We start from the raw sequence: 17,913 nt of genomic DNA on the forward strand, positions 1-17,913 counted from the left end.
AATCTTTTTCAGGATGAAGCACAAACTGGTTTGCGGTGGAAACGATGTCGTTAATACTATCAAGTAAATGAGCTTTAATCTGATCTAGCATGACTTTTCCCCTTTTATTTTTAGTGTAACATAAAAAATAACCCACCACAAAATGTGATAGGTTAGTTAACTTAATGACATTGGGAACAACCCCTGACTATTTATTTTATTCACCTTGCTTTCTGAGCTTAGCTAACTGAGATAGGCCAGCCAGAGCCATACCAACTAACCCAAGAAGGACATACTTCTCCTGATAGGTATCACCAGTTTGTGGAAGACCGCTCTTCTGCAGAGAAGCATCTCTGATCTGTTTTTCAACCTGCGGGCTATTTTCTACCATTAAAGTCTTCTCCTGCTGGATAGGCAAACCGCTGCCGACCTCCACTATTTTCGGCTGACTCTCATCAGCAACTGTTCGTGAATACAGCTCGCGACGGCCATCACTATAGACTAGGTGAGTTACCATCATTTGACCATCCGCCCCCTCCTGAACAATTCGCTCTTTGCCCAGTGGCAAATCAGTGCTGGTCCGTTTGATGACTTGTCTCGGCACCAGCTCATAGGTCAAATCCATCCTCGGTTTTTCAGGAGCCAGTAAATTCTTAGATTCCATCGAATCTCTTGTACCGACATGCGTTACCAGACTAGACTGTTCAAACAAATCAGTCCATTCATTGAGCAGCTCCTTCATCTCATCTGGACGAATACTATCTGAACCCAAAATTTTCTCAGTTTTTTCAAGTAAAGAACTCAGCTCAGAAGAATTTATAGGCGTATCTATTCCTTTCACCTCTTGGATTAGCTGATTGAGACGCCCAAGATCTGCTTGGTAAAGTTTCTCCCCATCCAGCTCTCCTAACTGTTTCTCTAAAAGAGTTTGAGCGGCTTCAACCTGCTCGACTGTCCGATTGGTATCTGCCACCACAGACTGAGCTTCTTCCAAGGCAGTTTGCAAGGCAAGTTGTGTCTGCTCACTAGAATAGAGATAGGCTGTTTGGGTTTGTAGAGCCTCAATTTCTGCTATTTTCTGCTTTAGATACTCATCATTGACGATTGGCTTCGGTGAAACAAGGACATCAAATGAAGTCTCCAAACCAGCATACCGCAAACCTAGGCTCTGACGCCCCTCTTTACGGGAATCGAAACCAACAATTTCTACTCCAGCTTCTGTCAAAGAGAAGGACTGAGTTGACTCATCGTCATAGATAATAGCAAATCGACCATTTGTAACATCCAAATCATCTCCTACAACATACTGCACTTTTGGTAACTGTTGGATTTCTAGCCCGACTGCTTTTTTCTCACCTTGGGCTATATCTTCAACAACATATACCGTCAGTGGCTGAGCAAGTGTTTCGCCTAGATAGGAAACGGTCAATGTTTGTTCACCTAATTTTTGCGGATCATATCCCCTTACTGTAACTGCCGGATTGGTGGTATTCACTCGTTCAGCAGGCCAATCTCCTTCAAAAGCTACACGGAATTGTGCTCCTGCAAGCGATAAAGGACTACCTTGTCGGTAAACTTTTTTCTCTAGGGGAGCTATCCATTCCATCGCTTTCACGACTTTTTCACCTTGCGGTACGCGAATGGCCAATAGATTGCTCCAATCCCTTCCTTCCTCCAGAGTACGGTAGTAAATGAACTCAGGTAGGGACTCAAAGCGAATCGGGTCGAATATAAGATTTCCTGACTCTGTCGATTCCAATTCTGCCAGTGGTTTTACGGCATCTGGACTAGAATAAAGCGCTATTTTCCGATTGGCAGGGACATCCTTGAAACCTACTTGAATCTGATGATTACCGAGATGGCGAGCAACAGCATGGGTCATCGGAATGTTTGGTGTCTCCATGTCCAATTCTTCATACATGCGCCAATTATAAATACGAATGGCCTTCCAAGGAGTACCATTATCAGAAGTCAAGACATCCAAACGCCATTCCTGCGCTCGAATTGGCTTGTCCAATACGATGTCTGTCACATGATCACGATTGCCACGAACTTCTTTGGCTAACACCCAGTCACCATTCTCATTTTTATAATAGAGATCGAAATCCTTGGTGTTCATTAAGCCATCATTGACCGATTCACCACCTGCACCAGCATGATCCATAGCCCATCGCACGACTGTCCGAGGTTGGGTCAAACGAATATCTACATGGCCACTCAACTGATGGGAAGACCATTTATCTGACAGACTGGTGATGGTCCCATTCAACATGCCCTCAATGCCTTCTCCACCTTCTTTTTTAGCAAAACTTGAACCGATGACTTCTGCTCCGAGAACAATATTTTCTGCCAATGGTTTAGGAAGGCTAGTATCTTTCACCGTCATTTCCCAATCAAAGATAAACTCCCCTGCTTCCGAACGCAAACCGTTTTTCCCAACGGCATGAACTTTCAAAGCTTGGGTTCGACCTTCTGCCTGAGCAGAACGAACTAGCTGAGGGAGGTAAATCCTTGTATTAGAAGAACCTGTCAGCAATTTCCACTGTCCGTCAACCTGCGCATATACTTCATAATAGTCTGCATCATCTGTCCCTGTAAAGCTAATCACAGCTTCAGCATCTTGGGCATTCTTCAATCGCTTAGCAAGGACTTGCCCATCTTTCGGTGCAGTAGGTGAATTTTCTTGGTCATAAATAGCCAACTGCCCTAAACGAAAATCAAAATCCGACAGCGCTGCTTCATTTTCAACAACCACTTGGATACCGTACACTGTCTTTCCTGCCAGACTAGATAAATCAAAAGTCTGATCTTGCCAATCTCCTGAGAGTTTAAGCAAGCGCCAGGCTTCTTTATTCGCAAATTGATAATCTGGTTCAAGCGCTAGAGCTAGGGAGATATTTGCACCTTGCCCTCCTTTGTGCGCAACCCTTAAACGACTTGTTTCTGATAGAGGAATCTTGGTGGAATACAACTTAACTTCCTGCTTACCATTTTTTTCCAAATCGCCTGTAAAACGAAGAGAGTTGCCCCCATTATAGGCATCATCAAAATCATAAGCCGCAGCAAGCTTTCCACCACTTGCTTCAATCCACCACCGCCAGGTTGGTAAAATACCAGACACAGAGCGATAATTCCATTCCCCATCTTTGGCAACCTTGCCATCTACAAACCATTTTTTCCCGTGCCCTGTATTAAAGGAACTATTGAAATTACTGCTTGTAATAGCCGTCTTATCCGCAATGAGATTGGCCAAGCCATACCAATTTTTATCCGAAGGTTTCTGCTTGGTTGGATCACCTTGATAGCCTGTAAAGAAGATATTCTCGTTCTCATGATAATCCTCACCCGTCGCACCCAAACTTGTAATGGTATCTGGCGCAAACAGACCGAGTGATAATTTCAATTTCCCATTTTCATCAAACAGAGCATCCCAGTTAATTTGTGTTTTGTAAGAGCCTCCCCGTTGCAATTCAAATCCAGCAAAAATATCAAATGGATCTCGACCGATTCGTTTCGCAACTTCGATTGAATAGTTATTTTTCGCCCGTGTCCAGTTAAAATTCGCAAAGAAACGATCCGCAGGGACCTTGTCTCCTTCCTTTTCCATAAACGGATAGTTGTACTCACCCAAACCATCTTCGTGATAGCGACCATATTCGTAGGTCATGGCATCATACCAAGAATACGTAATCGGATAACCAATCGATTCTGCATATTCCTTGGTATAGAGCATGAAGTTTCTCATTGTTTCCCCTAGTGGTTGAACCAAGCTTCCTGTAGTCTCTTGATTAATGAAATAACCATCGAAACCATAGTATTTTGCCATATCTACCAACTTACGAGCCACAGGAAAACTTCCATCAGAATCCTGTCTCATAGAAGCCACAAACTTCTCTTGGTCTTCAATACTACTGGACCAATTGTAGAAAATCGTTCCCAAAACAGGCACACCATTACGGTGTCCAGCATCAATAACGTCTGGGCTAGGAATCAAGCCTTCCCAAAACACCATTGAATCAATATACTGCCAATAATCAAAAGCATAGGCTTTAAACTCTTCTCCCCCAACAGAGGCATGGTCTTTCGCCTTAGAGTTGGTATTTGAAAGAGCTTCTACCTTTGCATTCTCATTGGCTCTCTCATTGACGACATGCCCTCTAAAGCGCTCAACCAACTCTACAGAAGCGCGGTTCAAATCATCATCTGGACGAGCACCCGGCTCCCAAGCAAGCACCTGATCCCAGTTATCAAACTTAATCTCTTTCGGACGAATTCCTTGATCCTCTACCTGAGGAAAATCAGAAAGCAACAGACCAGAATCCGAAGAATCTACCTCTTTATCTTCCGCTTCCTCTGTGTCCTCTAGTCTATTTTCTGGATTATCAGACGGAGTTGAAGGCAGTTTTTCTTCTCTACTATCTGATACAGATGCTTCTCCATTCAACTCTTCGGTCACCGCTTTCTCATCTGCTGAAATTGATGATATTCCTTCCTCAGCTTCGGTCTTTTCCACATGTTCGTTCCCTACCGAAGAGAGCTCAACAGCTGGCTCTGACAAGCTGTCCACATTTTCTAGCTGGTCCGCAGAAATCTGTGTTCCAAATAAGGTCGCACCAATCAAAACAGAACAGGCACCTATTGTAAATTTTCGAATACCGAATCGCTCACGTTTGTCGAAATCACATTTTGTCATATTTTCCTCCTACACAATTGTAGCGCAACAGCTGTTCTCACATTCCTCCTTTCCAGATCCTAGTTGGCACATGCTACCTTTGATAGAACAGCTATCACACGAAGTTTATCAGGTTTTATTAATTCCATTGTACAGAGGAAAAATATGACCTTCAAGCCCTCATGGTCCCCTTCTTTAAATCAGATAAAAAGAACTTTAGTTTAGAGAAAACAAAAAAGAGGAAGTTCCCCTCCTCATTGTCTTAGTTAATTATTTTCTACAAAATCAATACACCAGCCTACCAGTTCATCCAGGCGTTCCATCTGCTCGGTCATGTGCAAATAGCCCAAAACCGCTTCAAAACCTGTGGACATTCGATAGGTGACTACGTCCGCATTCTTGGCCTTGGTGTGGCTATTGGCATTACGCCCCCGCTTGTAGATTTCTTCCTCTTTTTCGGTCAATAGCTGAGCTTCTAAGAGGGCAGAAATCAGGCTTGCTTGGGCTTTGGCAGAAACGTATTTGTTGGCCTCACCATGTAACTTGTTGGGCTTGGTCAGCCCCTTGAAGATCAAGTGCCGTCTGACATACATGGAATAGACAGCATCCCCTTCAAAAGCCAGGGCAATTCCATTGATGAGATTGACATCTACTGCCTTAGTCACGTGTCCACCTCACACCATCCTTGGTATCCAAGAGCTTGATGCCCTGGGCTGCCAATTCATCACGAATTCGGTCAGCCGTCGCAAAATCCCGATTGGCACGCGCTGCTTGACGTTCTGCTATCAAGGCTTCAATCTCGCTGTCCAATACTTCTTCTTCAAAGACAATGCCGAACACTTGCAGCATGTTTCCAAAGGCTACTTTTACAGTTTCATCGTAGTTGCCAGAGTTGATCCATTTGGCAAAGTCAAAGATAGCCGTAATCCCATTTGCCGCATTGAAATCATCATCCATTGCCGCTTCAAAGGCTGCCAAATGCAATTCAAGACCTGACTTATCCACAGAGTTTTGCACAGGTTGTGTATAAGTATTTTTTAGATATTTGAGATTGATTTCCGCATCTGAAATAGCCTTCTCAGTGTAGTTGAGTGGACGGCGATAGTGCTGGGTCGATAGGAAGAATCGCAAGACCTGACCATCAATTTGTTCCAACATATCATGGGCTGTCAGGAAATTGCCCAAGGACTTGGACATCTTCTCATCATTGATATTGAGCATGGCATTATGCATCCAGTAGTTGGCAAAGGTTTGCCCTGTTTTGCACTCAGACTGGGCGATCTCATTGGTATGGTGAGGGAATTCCAAGTCCGCACCACCACCGTGAATATCAATGGTATCTCCCAAAATCTCTGTCGCCATAACCGAACACTCGATATGCCAACCTGGACGACCTGCCCCCCAAGGACTTTCCCAAGAAATTTCACCTGGCTTGGCAGTTTTCCACAGGGCAAAGTCGAAAGGATGTTCTTTCAATTGACCTTCTCCCTCAACACGACCAGAAGCCCCAGCTTCTAGGTCAGACAAGGTTTTGTTGGCCAAACGAGCATAGTTTTCAGCCTTTTCCACACGGAAATAAACATCGCCAGCCGCTTCATAAGCGTACCCCTTGTCAATCAAAACCTGCACAAAATCAATGATTTCATCCATATAGTCGATAACCCGAGGGTTTTTGGTAGCTGGTTTGACACCTAACTTTGCCACATCTTCCTTGAAAGCTGCGATAAACTTATCAGACAGTTCCTTGGTTGTCATGCCTGCTTCATTAGCAGCTTTGATAATCTTGTCATCCACATCCGTAAAGTTAGAAATGTAAGCTACATCAAAGCCACGGTATTCAAAATAGCGGCGGATGGTATCAAAAGCCACGACACTACGGGCATTTCCGATATGGATATAGTTGTAAACCGTCGGACCGCAAACATACATCTTGACCTTCCCCTCTTCCAAGGGCACAAAGTCACGCAAACTGCGGGTCATGGTATCGTAAATTTTAATCATAGTTTCTCCATTACTTCTGAGTATTCTTTAGGACTTGATACTTTTGATACAATTTTACTAGCCAATAAGCTGTCACTGCCAGCCAAATCATCCCTAACTGCCAGTTTCCTTGGGAAAACTTAAGGATAGATAGAATTGTTCCAGCGATGGAGGTCAACACATAAGGCCAGTTTTGTCTTACTAATTTTTTTAACATGATGTACTTTCTAATTTTCTTGCAATCGCCATGGCCACTTCAAAGAAGGTCATACTGTCAGCCATCCGTTCCTCTCGACGGACATCCCATTCATTCTTGTGGTGGTCCACATAGTCTGCCGTGTAGAAAAATTGATAGACCTTGGCCTGACGAAAGTTTGCCCAGGCCATGATAGCAGAAGCTTCCATATCGACCACCATGGCACCAGCGGCTAGGCGACGCTTGACCTTGGCAGCTGTTTCCCGATAAAAAGCATCCGTCGTCCAGGTCTTGGCCTGCACGTGTTCGATTCCTGCTTGATCCAAGGCCTTTTCCATGGTCAATAGCAAAGCAGGGTCATAGCTGATTTCATCGCTGGCAGGAGCGTAGTGGAAGCTGGTTCCTTCATCCCGAAGAGCAGAGCTAGGAAGGATAATCTTATCCGCAGCAAGTGATTCGTCCAAGACCCCACAAGAACCCAGAACGATAAAATTCTCAAAGCCACAGGCTTTCAGTTCCTCCAAGTGACCAACCGCCATGGGAGCACCGACGACTGCCAACATGACCGCAACTCGCAGTCCATCTCTTTCCAAAATATACCAAGGATGGCAACCGTTAATGCTTTCTAAGTAGCCACCTTCTCTACTTTCAGGTAGCTGACGGACCCGGTCTACGATTTCCCCATTGAAAGAGAAAATCATGGTCTCACATACCTCACCACCACCACGAATAGCCTTGTCCGTCGGTTCAATGACAGCAGGACTTGGTTCAAATTCTTCTAGCAGCATATCAACCTTCTTTCGGGTCTAAGTAGACCACTTGTGTCTGCTTGGTAAAACCGATATTTTTATACAGCCGCTTAGCAATGAGGTTGTCATCTTCGACGGCGATTTGAAAAGGTTTTTCGTTTTTCGTGATAAGGTCATTGATGACAGCTTTGACTAAGTAAGTGCCGTAACCTTTTTGTTGCTGGTCTGGGGCGATAGCTAAACCGTAAAGGTAGTTATCATCAGTCGAGATATCTACTGTGCAAGAGCCGATAACCGCTCCGCTATGTTCCAAAAGATAAAGCAAGCTGTCTGCATCAGCGATAGCCTCGCGTGCGTAACGAAGAGCCACCTCATAGTCGCTATCAAAGACCTGTGTCTGAAAACGTGCAATGTCGTCTGCATTTTGAGGTTTTGCCAAATTCACGACGAGTTCAGCCTGTTGTGAGATCTGATAAGGCCCTCGTTCACGACCCAACCATGTCTCAGTATCCGTATTTTCAACCAAGTCCCAGGCTTTAGCAAGTTCTGGGTGCTTGTCCAGAAAGACACGTTCGGTCTGAAAGGTCACACTAGCGATAGGATACTTAGCCGTTTCCGCCTGGTAGTTGGCATAGAGCTTGCGTGCCAGCCCCTGTCTGCGGTAGTCTGAATGCACGAGAATCGCCAGTTCCACATCCTCATCATCGGCATACACAGTCAAGAGTCCCACCAACTGTTCACCTTGATAAGCCAAGAAAAAAGCTGGCATTTCAGGGTCAAAGTTGAGCATATTTGACAGGTAAGGGTCACGATAGGTGCCGTCATGGGATTGCACAGTGCTTATCAGAGTTTTTGCAGCGGATAACTGCTTGGGATTTAGAACATTAGTTGCTATTATCATGCTGACCTCTTATCTCTATAACTACTCACATAGGAAGGCTTTCCTACAAATGTGACGAATGGTGGCTGGCTTCTCGTAATTCCGCAAGCTTAGTCGTGTAGTGTTCACGGCCATCTTCCATGTCATGAATGACCTTCTCATCTTTTTGACCGTGTACACGGACAATTTTAGCTGGCATACCGACCACTGTCACATCTGCTGGAACATCGGCTAGGACAACGGCAGCTGCACCCACTTTGGCATTTTCTCCGATTTCAACAGGTCCAATAACCTGTGCGTGTGCAGAGACCAGGGCACCCTTTCGGACAGTTGGATGGCGTTTGCCCGTATCCTTTCCTGTTCCACCAAGCGTTACGCCGTGATAAAGCATAACACCTGATTCGATAATGGCGGTTTCTCCGATAACCAAACCAGCTCCATGGTCAATGAAGACTCCCGAAGCAATTTCGGCACCTGGATGAATTTCAATATTGGTCCAAAAGCGCCAAAATTGGCTGTGCATCCTAGCTAGTAATTTAAAGCCTTTTTTCCACATCCAATGGGACAGACGGTGGGCAGCCAAGGCCTTGACACCTGGGTAGGTCAAAAGAACTTCCAAGGTCGTCCGTGCTGCCGGATCTTTTTCTTTTACAATCTCAATGGTGTCCTTCCACCAACCCATAGTCACTCCTTCTAGCGAGAAGACAAGCCCGCTACCGAACTTGTCTACTCAGCTTATTTCTTTTCAACCTTGTGGAATTTGAATTCACCAAAGTTGTTATCTTTTTTCTCTTTGTTGTCTTTATGACGGCGTGGTCTGTCAGAACGCTCGCGTTTTTCTGGCTCCACATAACCTTCTGGTTTTGGAAGAAGAGCCTTCATAGAAGCGTCGATACGTCCTTTATCATCAATCTTGATGACTTTAACATCGACAATATCGCCAATTTCAACTAGGTCTTCTGGTTTATTGACACGAGTCCAAGCCATTTCAGAAACGTGGACCAGAGCATCTGTCTTGTCGAAAAGGTTGACAAAGGCACCGAATTTCTCCAAACGAACAACTTTTGCTTGGAAGACTTCATCCACTTTTGCTTCACGAACAAGACCTGCGATGATTTCCTTGGTCCGCTCAATCGCATCGCGATCTGGTGAGAAGATCGCCACAAGACCGTCTTCGTCAATATCGATTTTCACACCAGTTTCTGCAATAATCTTATCGATGGTTTCGCCACCCTTACCGATGACAATCTTGATCTTATCTACATCAATCTTGATAGTGTCAATCTTCGGTGCAGTTGGTGCCAAGTCAGGACGAACTTCTGGGATAGTTGCTTCAATCACATCGAGGATTTCAAAGCGAGCTTTCTTAGCCTGTGCCAAGGCTTCTTCCAAGATTTGCGGTGTGATACCGTCAATCTTGATGTCCATTTGAAGAGCTGTGATACCGTCACGGGTACCCGCCACCTTGAAGTCCATGTCGCCAAAGTGGTCTTCAAGACCTTGAATATCGGTCAAGACAGTATAGTTGGTGCCGTCTGAAATCAGCCCCATGGCAATCCCTGCAACTGGTGCCTTGATTGGCACACCACCTGCCATGAGGGCAAGGGTACCAGCTGTGATAGAAGCCTGTGATGAAGAACCGTTTGATTCCAAGACTTCTGCGACCAAGCGGATAGCGTAAGGGAAGTCTTCCAAGCTCGGCAAAACTTGCTCGAGAGCACGCTCACCAAGGGCACCGTGACCAATCTCACGACGACCTGGTGCACCATAACGACCAGTTGAACCAACTGAATATTGTGGGAAATTGTAGTGGTGCAAGAAACGTTTCTTGTATTCATCATCCAAACCATCGATGATTTGAGTTTCACCCATTGGGGCCAAGGTCAAGACTGAAAGTGCCTGAGTTTGACCACGGGTAAAGAGACCTGAGCCATGAACGTTTGGCAAGAAGTCCACTTCTGCGTCCAGCGGACGGATCTCATCGACACGACGGCCGTCTGGACGGACCTTGTCTTCTGTAATCAAACGACGAACTTCTGCGTGCTCCATGAGTTCCAAGATTTCATGGACATCACACATGATGCGGTCAAATTCTTCGTGTTCAGCGTATTTTTCTTCGTAAGCTGCGATGACAGTCTCACGAACGGCATTGGTCGCATCTTCACGGGCTAATTTTTCTTCAACCTGCACCGCTTTTTTCAAATCGTCATTATAAGCTGCGACAATCTCAGCCTGCAATTCTGGGTCCACTTGAAGAAGTTCCACATCTGCCTTTTCCTTGCCGACTGCTGCTACGATTTGATTTTGGAAATCAAGGAGTTCTTGAATAGCCTCATGACCTTTCAAGAGGGCTTCCAACATGATGTCTTCTGACAACTCTTTAGCGCCAGACTCTACCATGTTGATGGCATCCTTGTTACCAGCTACTGTCAAGTCAAGGAGAGACTCTTCCATTTGAGCCTTGTCAGGGTTGATGATGAGTTCACCATTGACATAACCAACCTGCACTCCTGCGATTGGGCCGTTGAATGGGATGTCTGAGATTGCCAATGCCAATGAAGAACCAAACATGGCTGCCATTGGAGCAGAGGCATCTGGATCGTAAGAAAGCACTGTGTTGATGACTTGTACTTCGTTACGGAAGCCTTCTGCAAACATTGGACGAATCGGACGGTCAATCAAACGAGCTGTCAAGGTCGCATCAGTTGACGGACGGCCTTCACGCTTCATCCAGCCACCTGGGAATTTACCAGCGGCATACATTTTCTCTTCATAGTTGACTTGGAGCGGGAAGAAATCGCCCGTTGCCATTTTCTTGGACATAACTGCCGCTGTAAGGACTGTGGAGTCGCCATAGCGAACGACAACCGCACCATTGGCTTGTTTGGCAACCTGGCCTGTTTCAACGACCAATTTCTTGCCAGCAAAAACCGTTTCAAATACTTGTTTTGACATGAATTGTCTCCTATTTTTTCTGAAATTTTTCTTGCGTGTTTTCTACAAAAGACAATCAAACAAGCTTGTTTCACTCTCTTTTGCACAAAACCACGCATACTTCTTATTTTATCATATTTGACGGAAAATGTGGGGAATTGAGGAAGGAATTTGAGGGAAAATCTAACCTGCTATATAAACAACTGAACGAAACGAATACTCTTCAATCAAACGAAGAACACCCAGCTTTTCTGAGTGTTCTTTTGTGTATTCTATTTGAACAATCTCATATAGTCGCTCTTGCTTGCGACAAGATAGCGAACGTTTACGACCTTTTGTGCTTCATCAATGTTATAAATAGCTATATAATCCTTTTTGATGGGTAGCCCTCGCGTCAGCTGACCTGGGACTAGCGGTCCCTTTTTAGAGCGTTCATCTACGTTAAAACCTCGCTCTGGGAAGATTTCAAGGCTTCTAAGTCCTGCTATTAGCTCTTGGATTTTTTTGTCCGCAGCATCAGGGCTTTTTAGTTCTTCCCTGATGTAGCTGCGAATGTCAGCTAGTTCCTCATATATAGCTAGAGGTAGGTTTACTTGGTACTTATCCAAAGAGCTTACTCTCCATTTCGTCCAATGATAGATAGTTGCCCGCATTCATTTCAGCTACATTTTTCATCACTTCTGCTTGCAGTTCGGCAAATAGTCGCTCTTTTTCCAGTTCTTCTTCACTTTTAAGCCCAATTTCTCCTGTTACTACAATATTTTTGAGAAACAGGTTGAGAGCTTGTGTCATTGTCATATTTTGACTTGCCAAGACCTCTTTTGCTTCTTCTACAAGTGATTTCTCTGATTGAAAGTTAATCAATTTCTTTTCAGCTGTTAAGGCCATAAGATCGTACCTCACTATATTTATATTTATATTTATATTTATATTTATATTTATATTTATATTTATATTTATATTTATATTTATAGCATAATCTTTATATCTAAAAAAATCAATCCTTAACCCCAAACAACATCATTTTTTTCCGAAAAACTTAATCTTTTTGAATTGTTGACACGAACTTCGTTCGCTTCATCTCCAACCTCCAACAGTCTATCCCCAGACTGTGTTGAAACGAACTACGTTCGCTTCATTTCCAACCTCCAACAGTCTATCCCCAGACTGTTGGAGCGAGCTAAAAGTCTGGCAAAAAGGAAATAAGAAAACAAAAAAAGCCTGAAAAACAGGCTCTTTCTGAATTGAGTTCGAGCTAAAAGTCTGGCAAAAAAGATAATTCAACTTGTGTGCTAAAGCACACTGCGATGAATTCCTATTTTTGCTGGACTTTCTTAACGCTCTCACATCTTGATTAACGACGGAGTCCGAGTGAGTGAATCAATTCACGGTAACGGTTTACGTCTGTGCGGCGTAGGTATGCCAACAAGTTACGACGGCGACCGATTTTTTTCATCAAACCACGGTAAGTAGCGTGGTCTTTTTTGTGTTGTTTGATGTGGTCGTTAAGGTGGTTGATTTCCCAAGTAAGTACTGCTACTTGAACTTCAACTGAACCTGTGTCGCCTTCATGACGAGCATATTGTGCCATGATTTCATTTTTTTTCTCTTTTGAGATTGCCATGATATGTTCTCCTTTGTTTTGAGCCTAATCCGAGTGACAGGTTGGCGACCTGCAACCAAGAAAAAGCTAGATTTGTCCTTTTGGACCTTAACCATTCTATCAAGGAATAGCTCTTTTGTCAACTGATTTGAGAAATAGCTGAGCTGCTCTGCTATTTTCAAAAAAAGCCAGCTGAAGCTGACTTTCAATTATTTCTTTATTACTCTGCCTTTTCTGCTTTTGGCAAGATAAGATTGAGGATAATACCTACAATGGCTGAGAGGGCTGTGCCTGAGAGGGTAATGGCACCGATATTGAGAACTGCTCCACCAAGACCCAATACCAGCATCGAACTTGCAATAATCAGGTTGCGGACTTGACCGAAATCAACACGGCTTTCAATCAAAACTTTCAAACCGTTTGAGGCGATAACACCGTAAAGTAAGATCGACATACCACCAAGAACGGCACTTGGAATAGTTGAGATAAGGGCTGTAAATTTACCCAAGAATGAGAAGGCAATGGCAATCAAGGCTGCGTTACGGATAACGGATACTGATGCGATACGAGTCATACCGATAACCCCTGTATTTTCACCATAAGTCGTGTTAGCAGGTCCACCGATAAAGGCAGATACAGCAGTCGCCACACCGTCACCAATCAAGGTACGGCTGAGGCCTGGATCTTTCAAGAACTGGCGGCCGCAGATTTGACTGAGAACGGTATGGTCACCGATATGCTCAGCTACTGTTACAACAGCAATTGGTAAGATAGCAATCATTTCTGGACCGAAGTAGAAATTGTACGACTTGAAGGCACCTGTTTCAAATGGTAGGTAGAAACCTGGTAATTCAAACCAAGCCGCTTCCAAAACGGGTGTGAAGTCAACCAAACCAAGACAGAGGGCAATCACGTAACCACCGACAATGGCAATCAAGAAAGGAACAATCTTGGCGAAGCCTTTCCCTTTGGTATTGACAAAAGCCGCAATCAAGAAGGTTGCAATCGCCACGACGACATTTTTCCAGTCTCCGTCTGCGACGAAGCCTGCTGAAGTCACGGCAGAGTTGGCAAGACCCAGACCGATAACGATAATCATTGGACCGATGACAATCGGTGGCAAGAGGCTGTCAATCCACTTAGTACCGATAACTTTGACAAGTGCAGCGATCAACACGTAAATCAAGCCGACGAAGAAAACTCCTGTCTGGGCAGCTGACACATCACCACCCATTTCCTTGATAGCAAGCGCCATAGCGGAAATGTAGGCAAAGGAAGAACCCAAGTAAACTGGAACTTTAAACTGGGTTGCCACTTGGTAAATCAAGGTCCCAACACCTGATGCAAAGAGAGCAACCGATACGGGCATACCGAGAATCAGTGGCACCAAAATCGTCGCACCAAACATAGCGAACACGTGCTGGAAACTCAACAAAATCCCTTGAAGCGGTGCTGGTTTCTCATGGACATCAAACAAAAGATTGACTTTTGTACTCATAAATCTCCCATTCTGGGTACACAAAAAGACCCAGACTTTCTAAATATACATAGTCATAGGCCCTTAATAATTTTTCCTGTTGTCTTTCTCACCTCACGGGATGAGTTTAAAAACCTACGCTCTTGGTATTGTAACATAAGCCCTTACTTTTGGCAAGAGATTTTTTAATTTTTGTTCTCTTAGGGAAAATGGCAGAGCAGTAAACTTAGCTATCACCTGCATCTCTTATCCGTTTCTTAATCTTTTGACCAAACTCAATCATCCTGCGCTTTTCTTCTGGCCAGATTTTGGTCACGCGATCCACTGCGAAGCTAATCAAGTCAAGAAAAAAGAAGAGAAAATTCCCTTCTTAAAACTTCCCTAAATTGGTCAAGTCTTTTTTGTCTGGTATAACTTCCTTGTTGTCCCAGTGCTCGACAATCTTTCCGTCTCTGAGGCGATAGATGTCAAAGTGGGCGTAGTCTTATACAATATCATTCAGTAACAGCTTATTGTGACCTATGCTTGAAAATAGTGGCCATAAAACTCGCATAACTTTCGCGACTCGGTTCAGTTTGTTGAACTTGCTCGAGTAAATCGCTATAAAATTCTTTATTACTCTTTTTGGATATTGAAATAATCTTCTTCAACAGTCTGATGAGTTGACTTGTTGATGCCTCACTATCATAGTCCATATCATAGAATCTTTGATAAGCCCTATCATATACATTCTGTTTCTTTTCCTGATTAATTTCTTCTTCTCTATCCAATAGTTGTTGATAGGTAACTTTTTGACTTAGCCAATCATTCTCAAAAGTAGTCAATAGTCTTTCAGTAGTATTTTTCTTACCATAGTAGAGCTTAATAAGCGGAACCATATCCATCCAAACAGCTTCAAGCAAAATTTTGACCATTCGATTTTTAAAAACGATTAGATGACCATCGCCCCACAAATAAACTCGAAATCCTTTTTCTTTAAGTTTCGCAATGTATTCTTCTGTTGACAATTCTGGATCCGAATCAACAACGATATACTTTTTGAGCCATTGTGGTAAACGAGGGTCATCAATCTCCCATGAACCACTTAAACTTCGTATTTCCTTCGTTCTTGTTTCGTCTCTTTCAAGACGACCAGGAATTTTTGTCCAAGTAGTTGTATATCTTTCAACTATATTTCCGTTTTGGTAATATTCATTTTGGAAACTTTCATACTTGGTACTTTTTCTTCGTTCTGTTTTATAAAGTAGCCTCATACCCTCTCCTTTATCTGTACTTTTTATGAGTTGATTGATTTCCAATACTCAGACATCGTTAAACTCATTAATACAACTTTTCCCACTGTGTTATAGAAGCAGACAAGACTGCCTTATACTGATGATAAAACTCCAGTAACTCACTTGGCGTAATAACAACGAGGTTGTTCAAATTCTCTGCGTTTACAATTGTCGGGGCATATAGAAATACCTCGTACCCATCCTGTAAAAAGTCAATGAATTGCAGGGCATCCAGTGGTGCTGCTTTTCTTCCCTTTACCTGAACAATTGCTTTTTTAGGCTGATCTGTATTTCGAGAAAGGAATTCACACTCGACCTTAATAGTTGTAGATTTTCGAGCAATTGAATTGGATAAAACATAGTAATTATACTTGATTTGGATAAAAGCTATCACTAATTCCTCCAAGTCAAAATCAGGTAAGTTGTCCAGTAGATTTCCTTCTAAGTGTGAGATCTCATAATAATTCTCGTTAGAGAGTTCATTATAGACGGCTTTAGAATACTCGATAATGACTGATTCTCGAATTCTTTGTGCTGTGCCTGCGTTAGCCCTATTGAACGCAGCTTTTATCTGTCCAGGAACCTGTGTCCCAACTTTAAAGGCTTTGACGGGTAACAAAGCTCCGTAATCTAAACGGTGATTGATTTTTGCAAAAGCAGTCCCTATTGCTCTGCATATCCAGTAATTACCATCTAAGTCACGTGTCCAGAATAAATCGTCAACCTCGGTTTCCCTAAAAATATTCAATACTGGATTTATTTTCTTAGAAAGGCTTTTTACTGCATTATAATAATCTAAGTAATCAACTTCTTCGTTCTCACTAAAAATACCACTCCAGCCAATCGCAAGAAATTGTTCATCTGATTTCAGGCAAAAGTCAATCAATTCATTACGAAATTCTGTTCCTGTTTTTAAATTAATTCTTGATACGTATTCCATATTCTTACTGGCTCCATTCCTATCCTTACAATCTATTTGTTCTTCAAAACAACTGTTGCATTCGGAATCATTTTCGCATGCATTTCCGCGGCTGTTTTGTCATAAAATGGTCCTGCAAGGACATTCCCAAATTGATCTACTACAATCCATTCTTGCATTTACTTCTCCTCCTTTCAATTAAGAATTCAATATCTATTTATACATCCATTCTAATACATAGGGTGGACAAATAGCGTCCTATCTCTCTAAATTTTATAGTTTTCTTGCATTTTTTTGAGAAAATGCTTCATATCTTCTACAAGCGAACTTGGAGAAAGCACCGTTAGGGCATCAGCCTGACTCAGCAACCAACGTTTTAAGCCTGGTGTGTTTTGACTGACAAATTCAATCACATTGCCCTCTAAGCTTGTTTCGATAATCTTTGCTGTCGGAAATTGATCCAAGACAATGGTTGGATCATAGCTAAATCTGACTCTTATGGTTAGTTCCCGTCCCATAAAAGAATCCACGCGCTTATTCCGTACTTCACCGTCTCGAAACTTTTTGCCATAAGAAATATCCGGTTTCTTCTCAGTCGAAACTTTCCACTCTAAAATCCGATCTAACTTTAAAGTCATATAGGAAGAATGTTTTAGATTATAAGCTACAAGGTAAAAGTAATGACTATCGTAATAGAGTGACACAGGAAAAACCGTGTGTTTCTTTTCTACATTGTAGGGAGATTGGTAGCGAATATCTAATACCAATTCCTTACGAATGGCCTCTGACCATTCCCAAATCTTATCAATCCTGTTTTGAGTATCTGAAAGCGGGGCATAGTTTAAGAGTTCACTGGCGATAATGGCAGAAATTTCTTTCTGCTCATCTTTTGATACTAGAGCAAATAAGCTATCTAAAACAGCCTTATTTTCTTCCTTATTCAAAGCCCGATTTTCTAGCAAAATTTTAGAAATGGTCAGAATTTCCTTTTTGTTAAAAAGAGACTTCCCTTTTAAGAAGCGAGTATGGTACTTGGGATCATAGGCTAACTCTGCTGCAATCATTGGCCGACTTTCGATAAATCCTCCTAGAAGAGCAAAATCTCTTTGAATAGTCTTCTCACTAACTCCAAATTCATCTGCCAATTGTGATTTTTTTAGATGCGCCCCTGATTGTAAGCGTAAAAATATTGTAAGTAATCTTTCCTGATTGTTCATAGAAACCTCAATTCTAAAAAGATTATAACACTC

15 protein-coding genes and 1 pseudogene are annotated in these 17,913 nt (G+C 43.0%); all 16 read right to left on the reverse strand.

What is annotated here, in order from left to right:
• Window positions 1–196: 196 nt before the first annotated feature.
• The 16 genes and pseudogenes from K5Q29_RS08080 to K5Q29_RS08150 all read right to left on the reverse strand — a co-directional run bounded on the left by K5Q29_RS08080 (window position 197) and on the right by K5Q29_RS08150 (window position 17,880).
• Entirely contained in the window at window positions 197–4,672 is a 4,476-nt protein-coding gene (locus tag K5Q29_RS08080; RefSeq protein WP_174853604.1) for an endo-beta-N-acetylglucosaminidase, read from the reverse strand.
• Between the two features lie 245 nt (window positions 4,673–4,917).
• On the reverse strand, window positions 4,918–5,316 hold the full coding sequence (locus K5Q29_RS08085) for a Mini-ribonuclease 3 (protein ID WP_105139268.1): 399 nt from the start codon (window positions 5,314–5,316) through the stop codon (window positions 4,918–4,920).
• Window positions 5,309–6,652 carry a cysteine--tRNA ligase gene (gene cysS / locus K5Q29_RS08090; protein WP_105139267.1) on the reverse strand — a complete coding sequence of 448 codons (1,344 nt, stop codon included), beginning with the start codon at window positions 6,650–6,652 and terminating at the stop codon, window positions 5,309–5,311. Before cysS ends, K5Q29_RS08085 begins: the two co-directional genes overlap by 8 nt.
• 189 nt (window positions 6,653–6,841) lie before the next feature.
• A complete protein-coding gene (locus tag K5Q29_RS08095) occupies window positions 6,842–7,615 on the reverse strand; it encodes a nucleoside phosphorylase (protein WP_105139266.1) in 774 nt (257 codons plus the stop codon).
• Between the two features lies 1 nt (window position 7,616).
• Entirely contained in the window at window positions 7,617–8,477 is an 861-nt protein-coding gene (locus K5Q29_RS08100; protein ID WP_105139265.1) for a GNAT family N-acetyltransferase, read from the reverse strand.
• 43 nt (window positions 8,478–8,520) lie between these two features.
• Entirely contained in the window at window positions 8,521–9,138 is a 618-nt protein-coding gene (gene cysE, locus K5Q29_RS08105; RefSeq protein WP_024400199.1) for a serine O-acetyltransferase, read from the reverse strand.
• A gap of 53 nt (window positions 9,139–9,191) precedes the next feature.
• Complete coding sequence (gene pnp, locus K5Q29_RS08110; protein ID WP_221877106.1) at window positions 9,192–11,411, reverse strand: polyribonucleotide nucleotidyltransferase; 2,220 nt, start codon at window positions 11,409–11,411, stop codon at window positions 9,192–9,194.
• Between the two features lie 251 nt (window positions 11,412–11,662).
• A complete protein-coding gene (locus K5Q29_RS08115; protein WP_024389183.1) occupies window positions 11,663–11,998 on the reverse strand; it encodes a type II toxin-antitoxin system RelE/ParE family toxin in 336 nt (111 codons plus the stop codon).
• Window positions 11,991–12,404 carry an XRE family transcriptional regulator gene (locus K5Q29_RS08120; RefSeq protein ID WP_260619134.1) on the reverse strand — a complete coding sequence of 138 codons (414 nt, stop codon included), beginning with the start codon at window positions 12,402–12,404 and terminating at the stop codon, window positions 11,991–11,993. The genes K5Q29_RS08115 and K5Q29_RS08120 overlap by 8 nt, the downstream gene beginning before the upstream one ends.
• A gap of 340 nt (window positions 12,405–12,744) precedes the next feature.
• On the reverse strand, window positions 12,745–13,014 hold the full coding sequence (rpsO, locus tag K5Q29_RS08125) for a 30S ribosomal protein S15 (RefSeq protein ID WP_002938849.1): 270 nt from the start codon (window positions 13,012–13,014) through the stop codon (window positions 12,745–12,747).
• Between the two features lie 199 nt (window positions 13,015–13,213).
• Complete coding sequence (locus tag K5Q29_RS08130) at window positions 13,214–14,491, reverse strand: uracil-xanthine permease family protein (protein WP_205032659.1); 1,278 nt, start codon at window positions 14,489–14,491, stop codon at window positions 13,214–13,216.
• A gap of 349 nt (window positions 14,492–14,840) precedes the next feature.
• Window positions 14,841–14,951: pseudogene (locus K5Q29_RS08135) on the reverse strand (polyketide cyclase); the annotation flags it as partial.
• A 28-nt stretch (window positions 14,952–14,979) separates the two neighbouring features.
• Complete coding sequence (locus tag K5Q29_RS08140) at window positions 14,980–15,768, reverse strand: hypothetical protein (protein ID WP_221877107.1); 789 nt, start codon at window positions 15,766–15,768, stop codon at window positions 14,980–14,982.
• Window positions 15,769–15,790: 22 nt separating this feature from the next.
• Window positions 15,791–16,684 (reverse strand): ribonuclease D, encoded by an 894-nt coding sequence (locus tag K5Q29_RS08145; protein ID WP_205032661.1) that lies wholly within the window; start codon window positions 16,682–16,684, stop codon window positions 15,791–15,793.
• A gap of 32 nt (window positions 16,685–16,716) precedes the next feature.
• A complete protein-coding gene (locus K5Q29_RS10765; RefSeq protein WP_260619135.1) occupies window positions 16,717–16,842 on the reverse strand; it encodes a hypothetical protein in 126 nt (41 codons plus the stop codon).
• 87 nt (window positions 16,843–16,929) lie between these two features.
• Window positions 16,930–17,880 (reverse strand): YafY family protein, encoded by a 951-nt coding sequence (locus K5Q29_RS08150; RefSeq protein ID WP_205032662.1) that lies wholly within the window; start codon window positions 17,878–17,880, stop codon window positions 16,930–16,932.
• Window positions 17,881–17,913: the final 33 nt, after the last annotated feature.

It is taken from the genome of Streptococcus sp. 2018037 (assembly GCF_019754195.1).
Classification (GTDB): domain Bacteria; phylum Bacillota; class Bacilli; order Lactobacillales; family Streptococcaceae; genus Streptococcus; species Streptococcus hashimotonensis.

Bases quoted from the DNA above. Each gene is read 5' to 3' on its own strand.
- K5Q29_RS08080 (WP_174853604.1), bottom strand. From the start codon at position 4,672: ATGACAAAATGTGATTTCGACAAACGTGAGCGATTCGGTATTCGAAAA.
- cysS (WP_105139267.1), bottom strand. From the start codon at position 6,652: ATGATTAAAATTTACGATACCATGACCCGCAGTTTGCGTGACTTTGTG.
- K5Q29_RS08095 (WP_105139266.1), bottom strand. From the start codon at position 7,615: ATGCTGCTAGAAGAATTTGAACCAAGTCCTGCTGTCATTGAACCGACG.
- K5Q29_RS08100 (WP_105139265.1), bottom strand. From the start codon at position 8,477: ATGATAATAGCAACTAATGTTCTAAATCCCAAGCAGTTATCCGCTGCA.
- cysE (WP_024400199.1), bottom strand. From the start codon at position 9,138: ATGGGTTGGTGGAAGGACACCATTGAGATTGTAAAAGAAAAAGATCCG.
- pnp (WP_221877106.1), bottom strand. From the start codon at position 11,411: ATGTCAAAACAAGTATTTGAAACGGTTTTTGCTGGCAAGAAATTGGTC.
- rpsO (WP_002938849.1), bottom strand. From the start codon at position 13,014: ATGGCAATCTCAAAAGAGAAAAAAAATGAAATCATGGCACAATATGCT.
- K5Q29_RS08130 (WP_205032659.1), bottom strand. From the start codon at position 14,491: ATGAGTACAAAAGTCAATCTTTTGTTTGATGTCCATGAGAAACCAGCA.
- K5Q29_RS08145 (WP_205032661.1), bottom strand. From the start codon at position 16,684: ATGGAATACGTATCAAGAATTAATTTAAAAACAGGAACAGAATTTCGT.
- K5Q29_RS10765 (WP_260619135.1), bottom strand. From the start codon at position 16,842: ATGCAAGAATGGATTGTAGTAGATCAATTTGGGAATGTCCTTGCAGGA.
- K5Q29_RS08150 (WP_205032662.1), bottom strand. From the start codon at position 17,880: ATGAACAATCAGGAAAGATTACTTACAATATTTTTACGCTTACAATCA.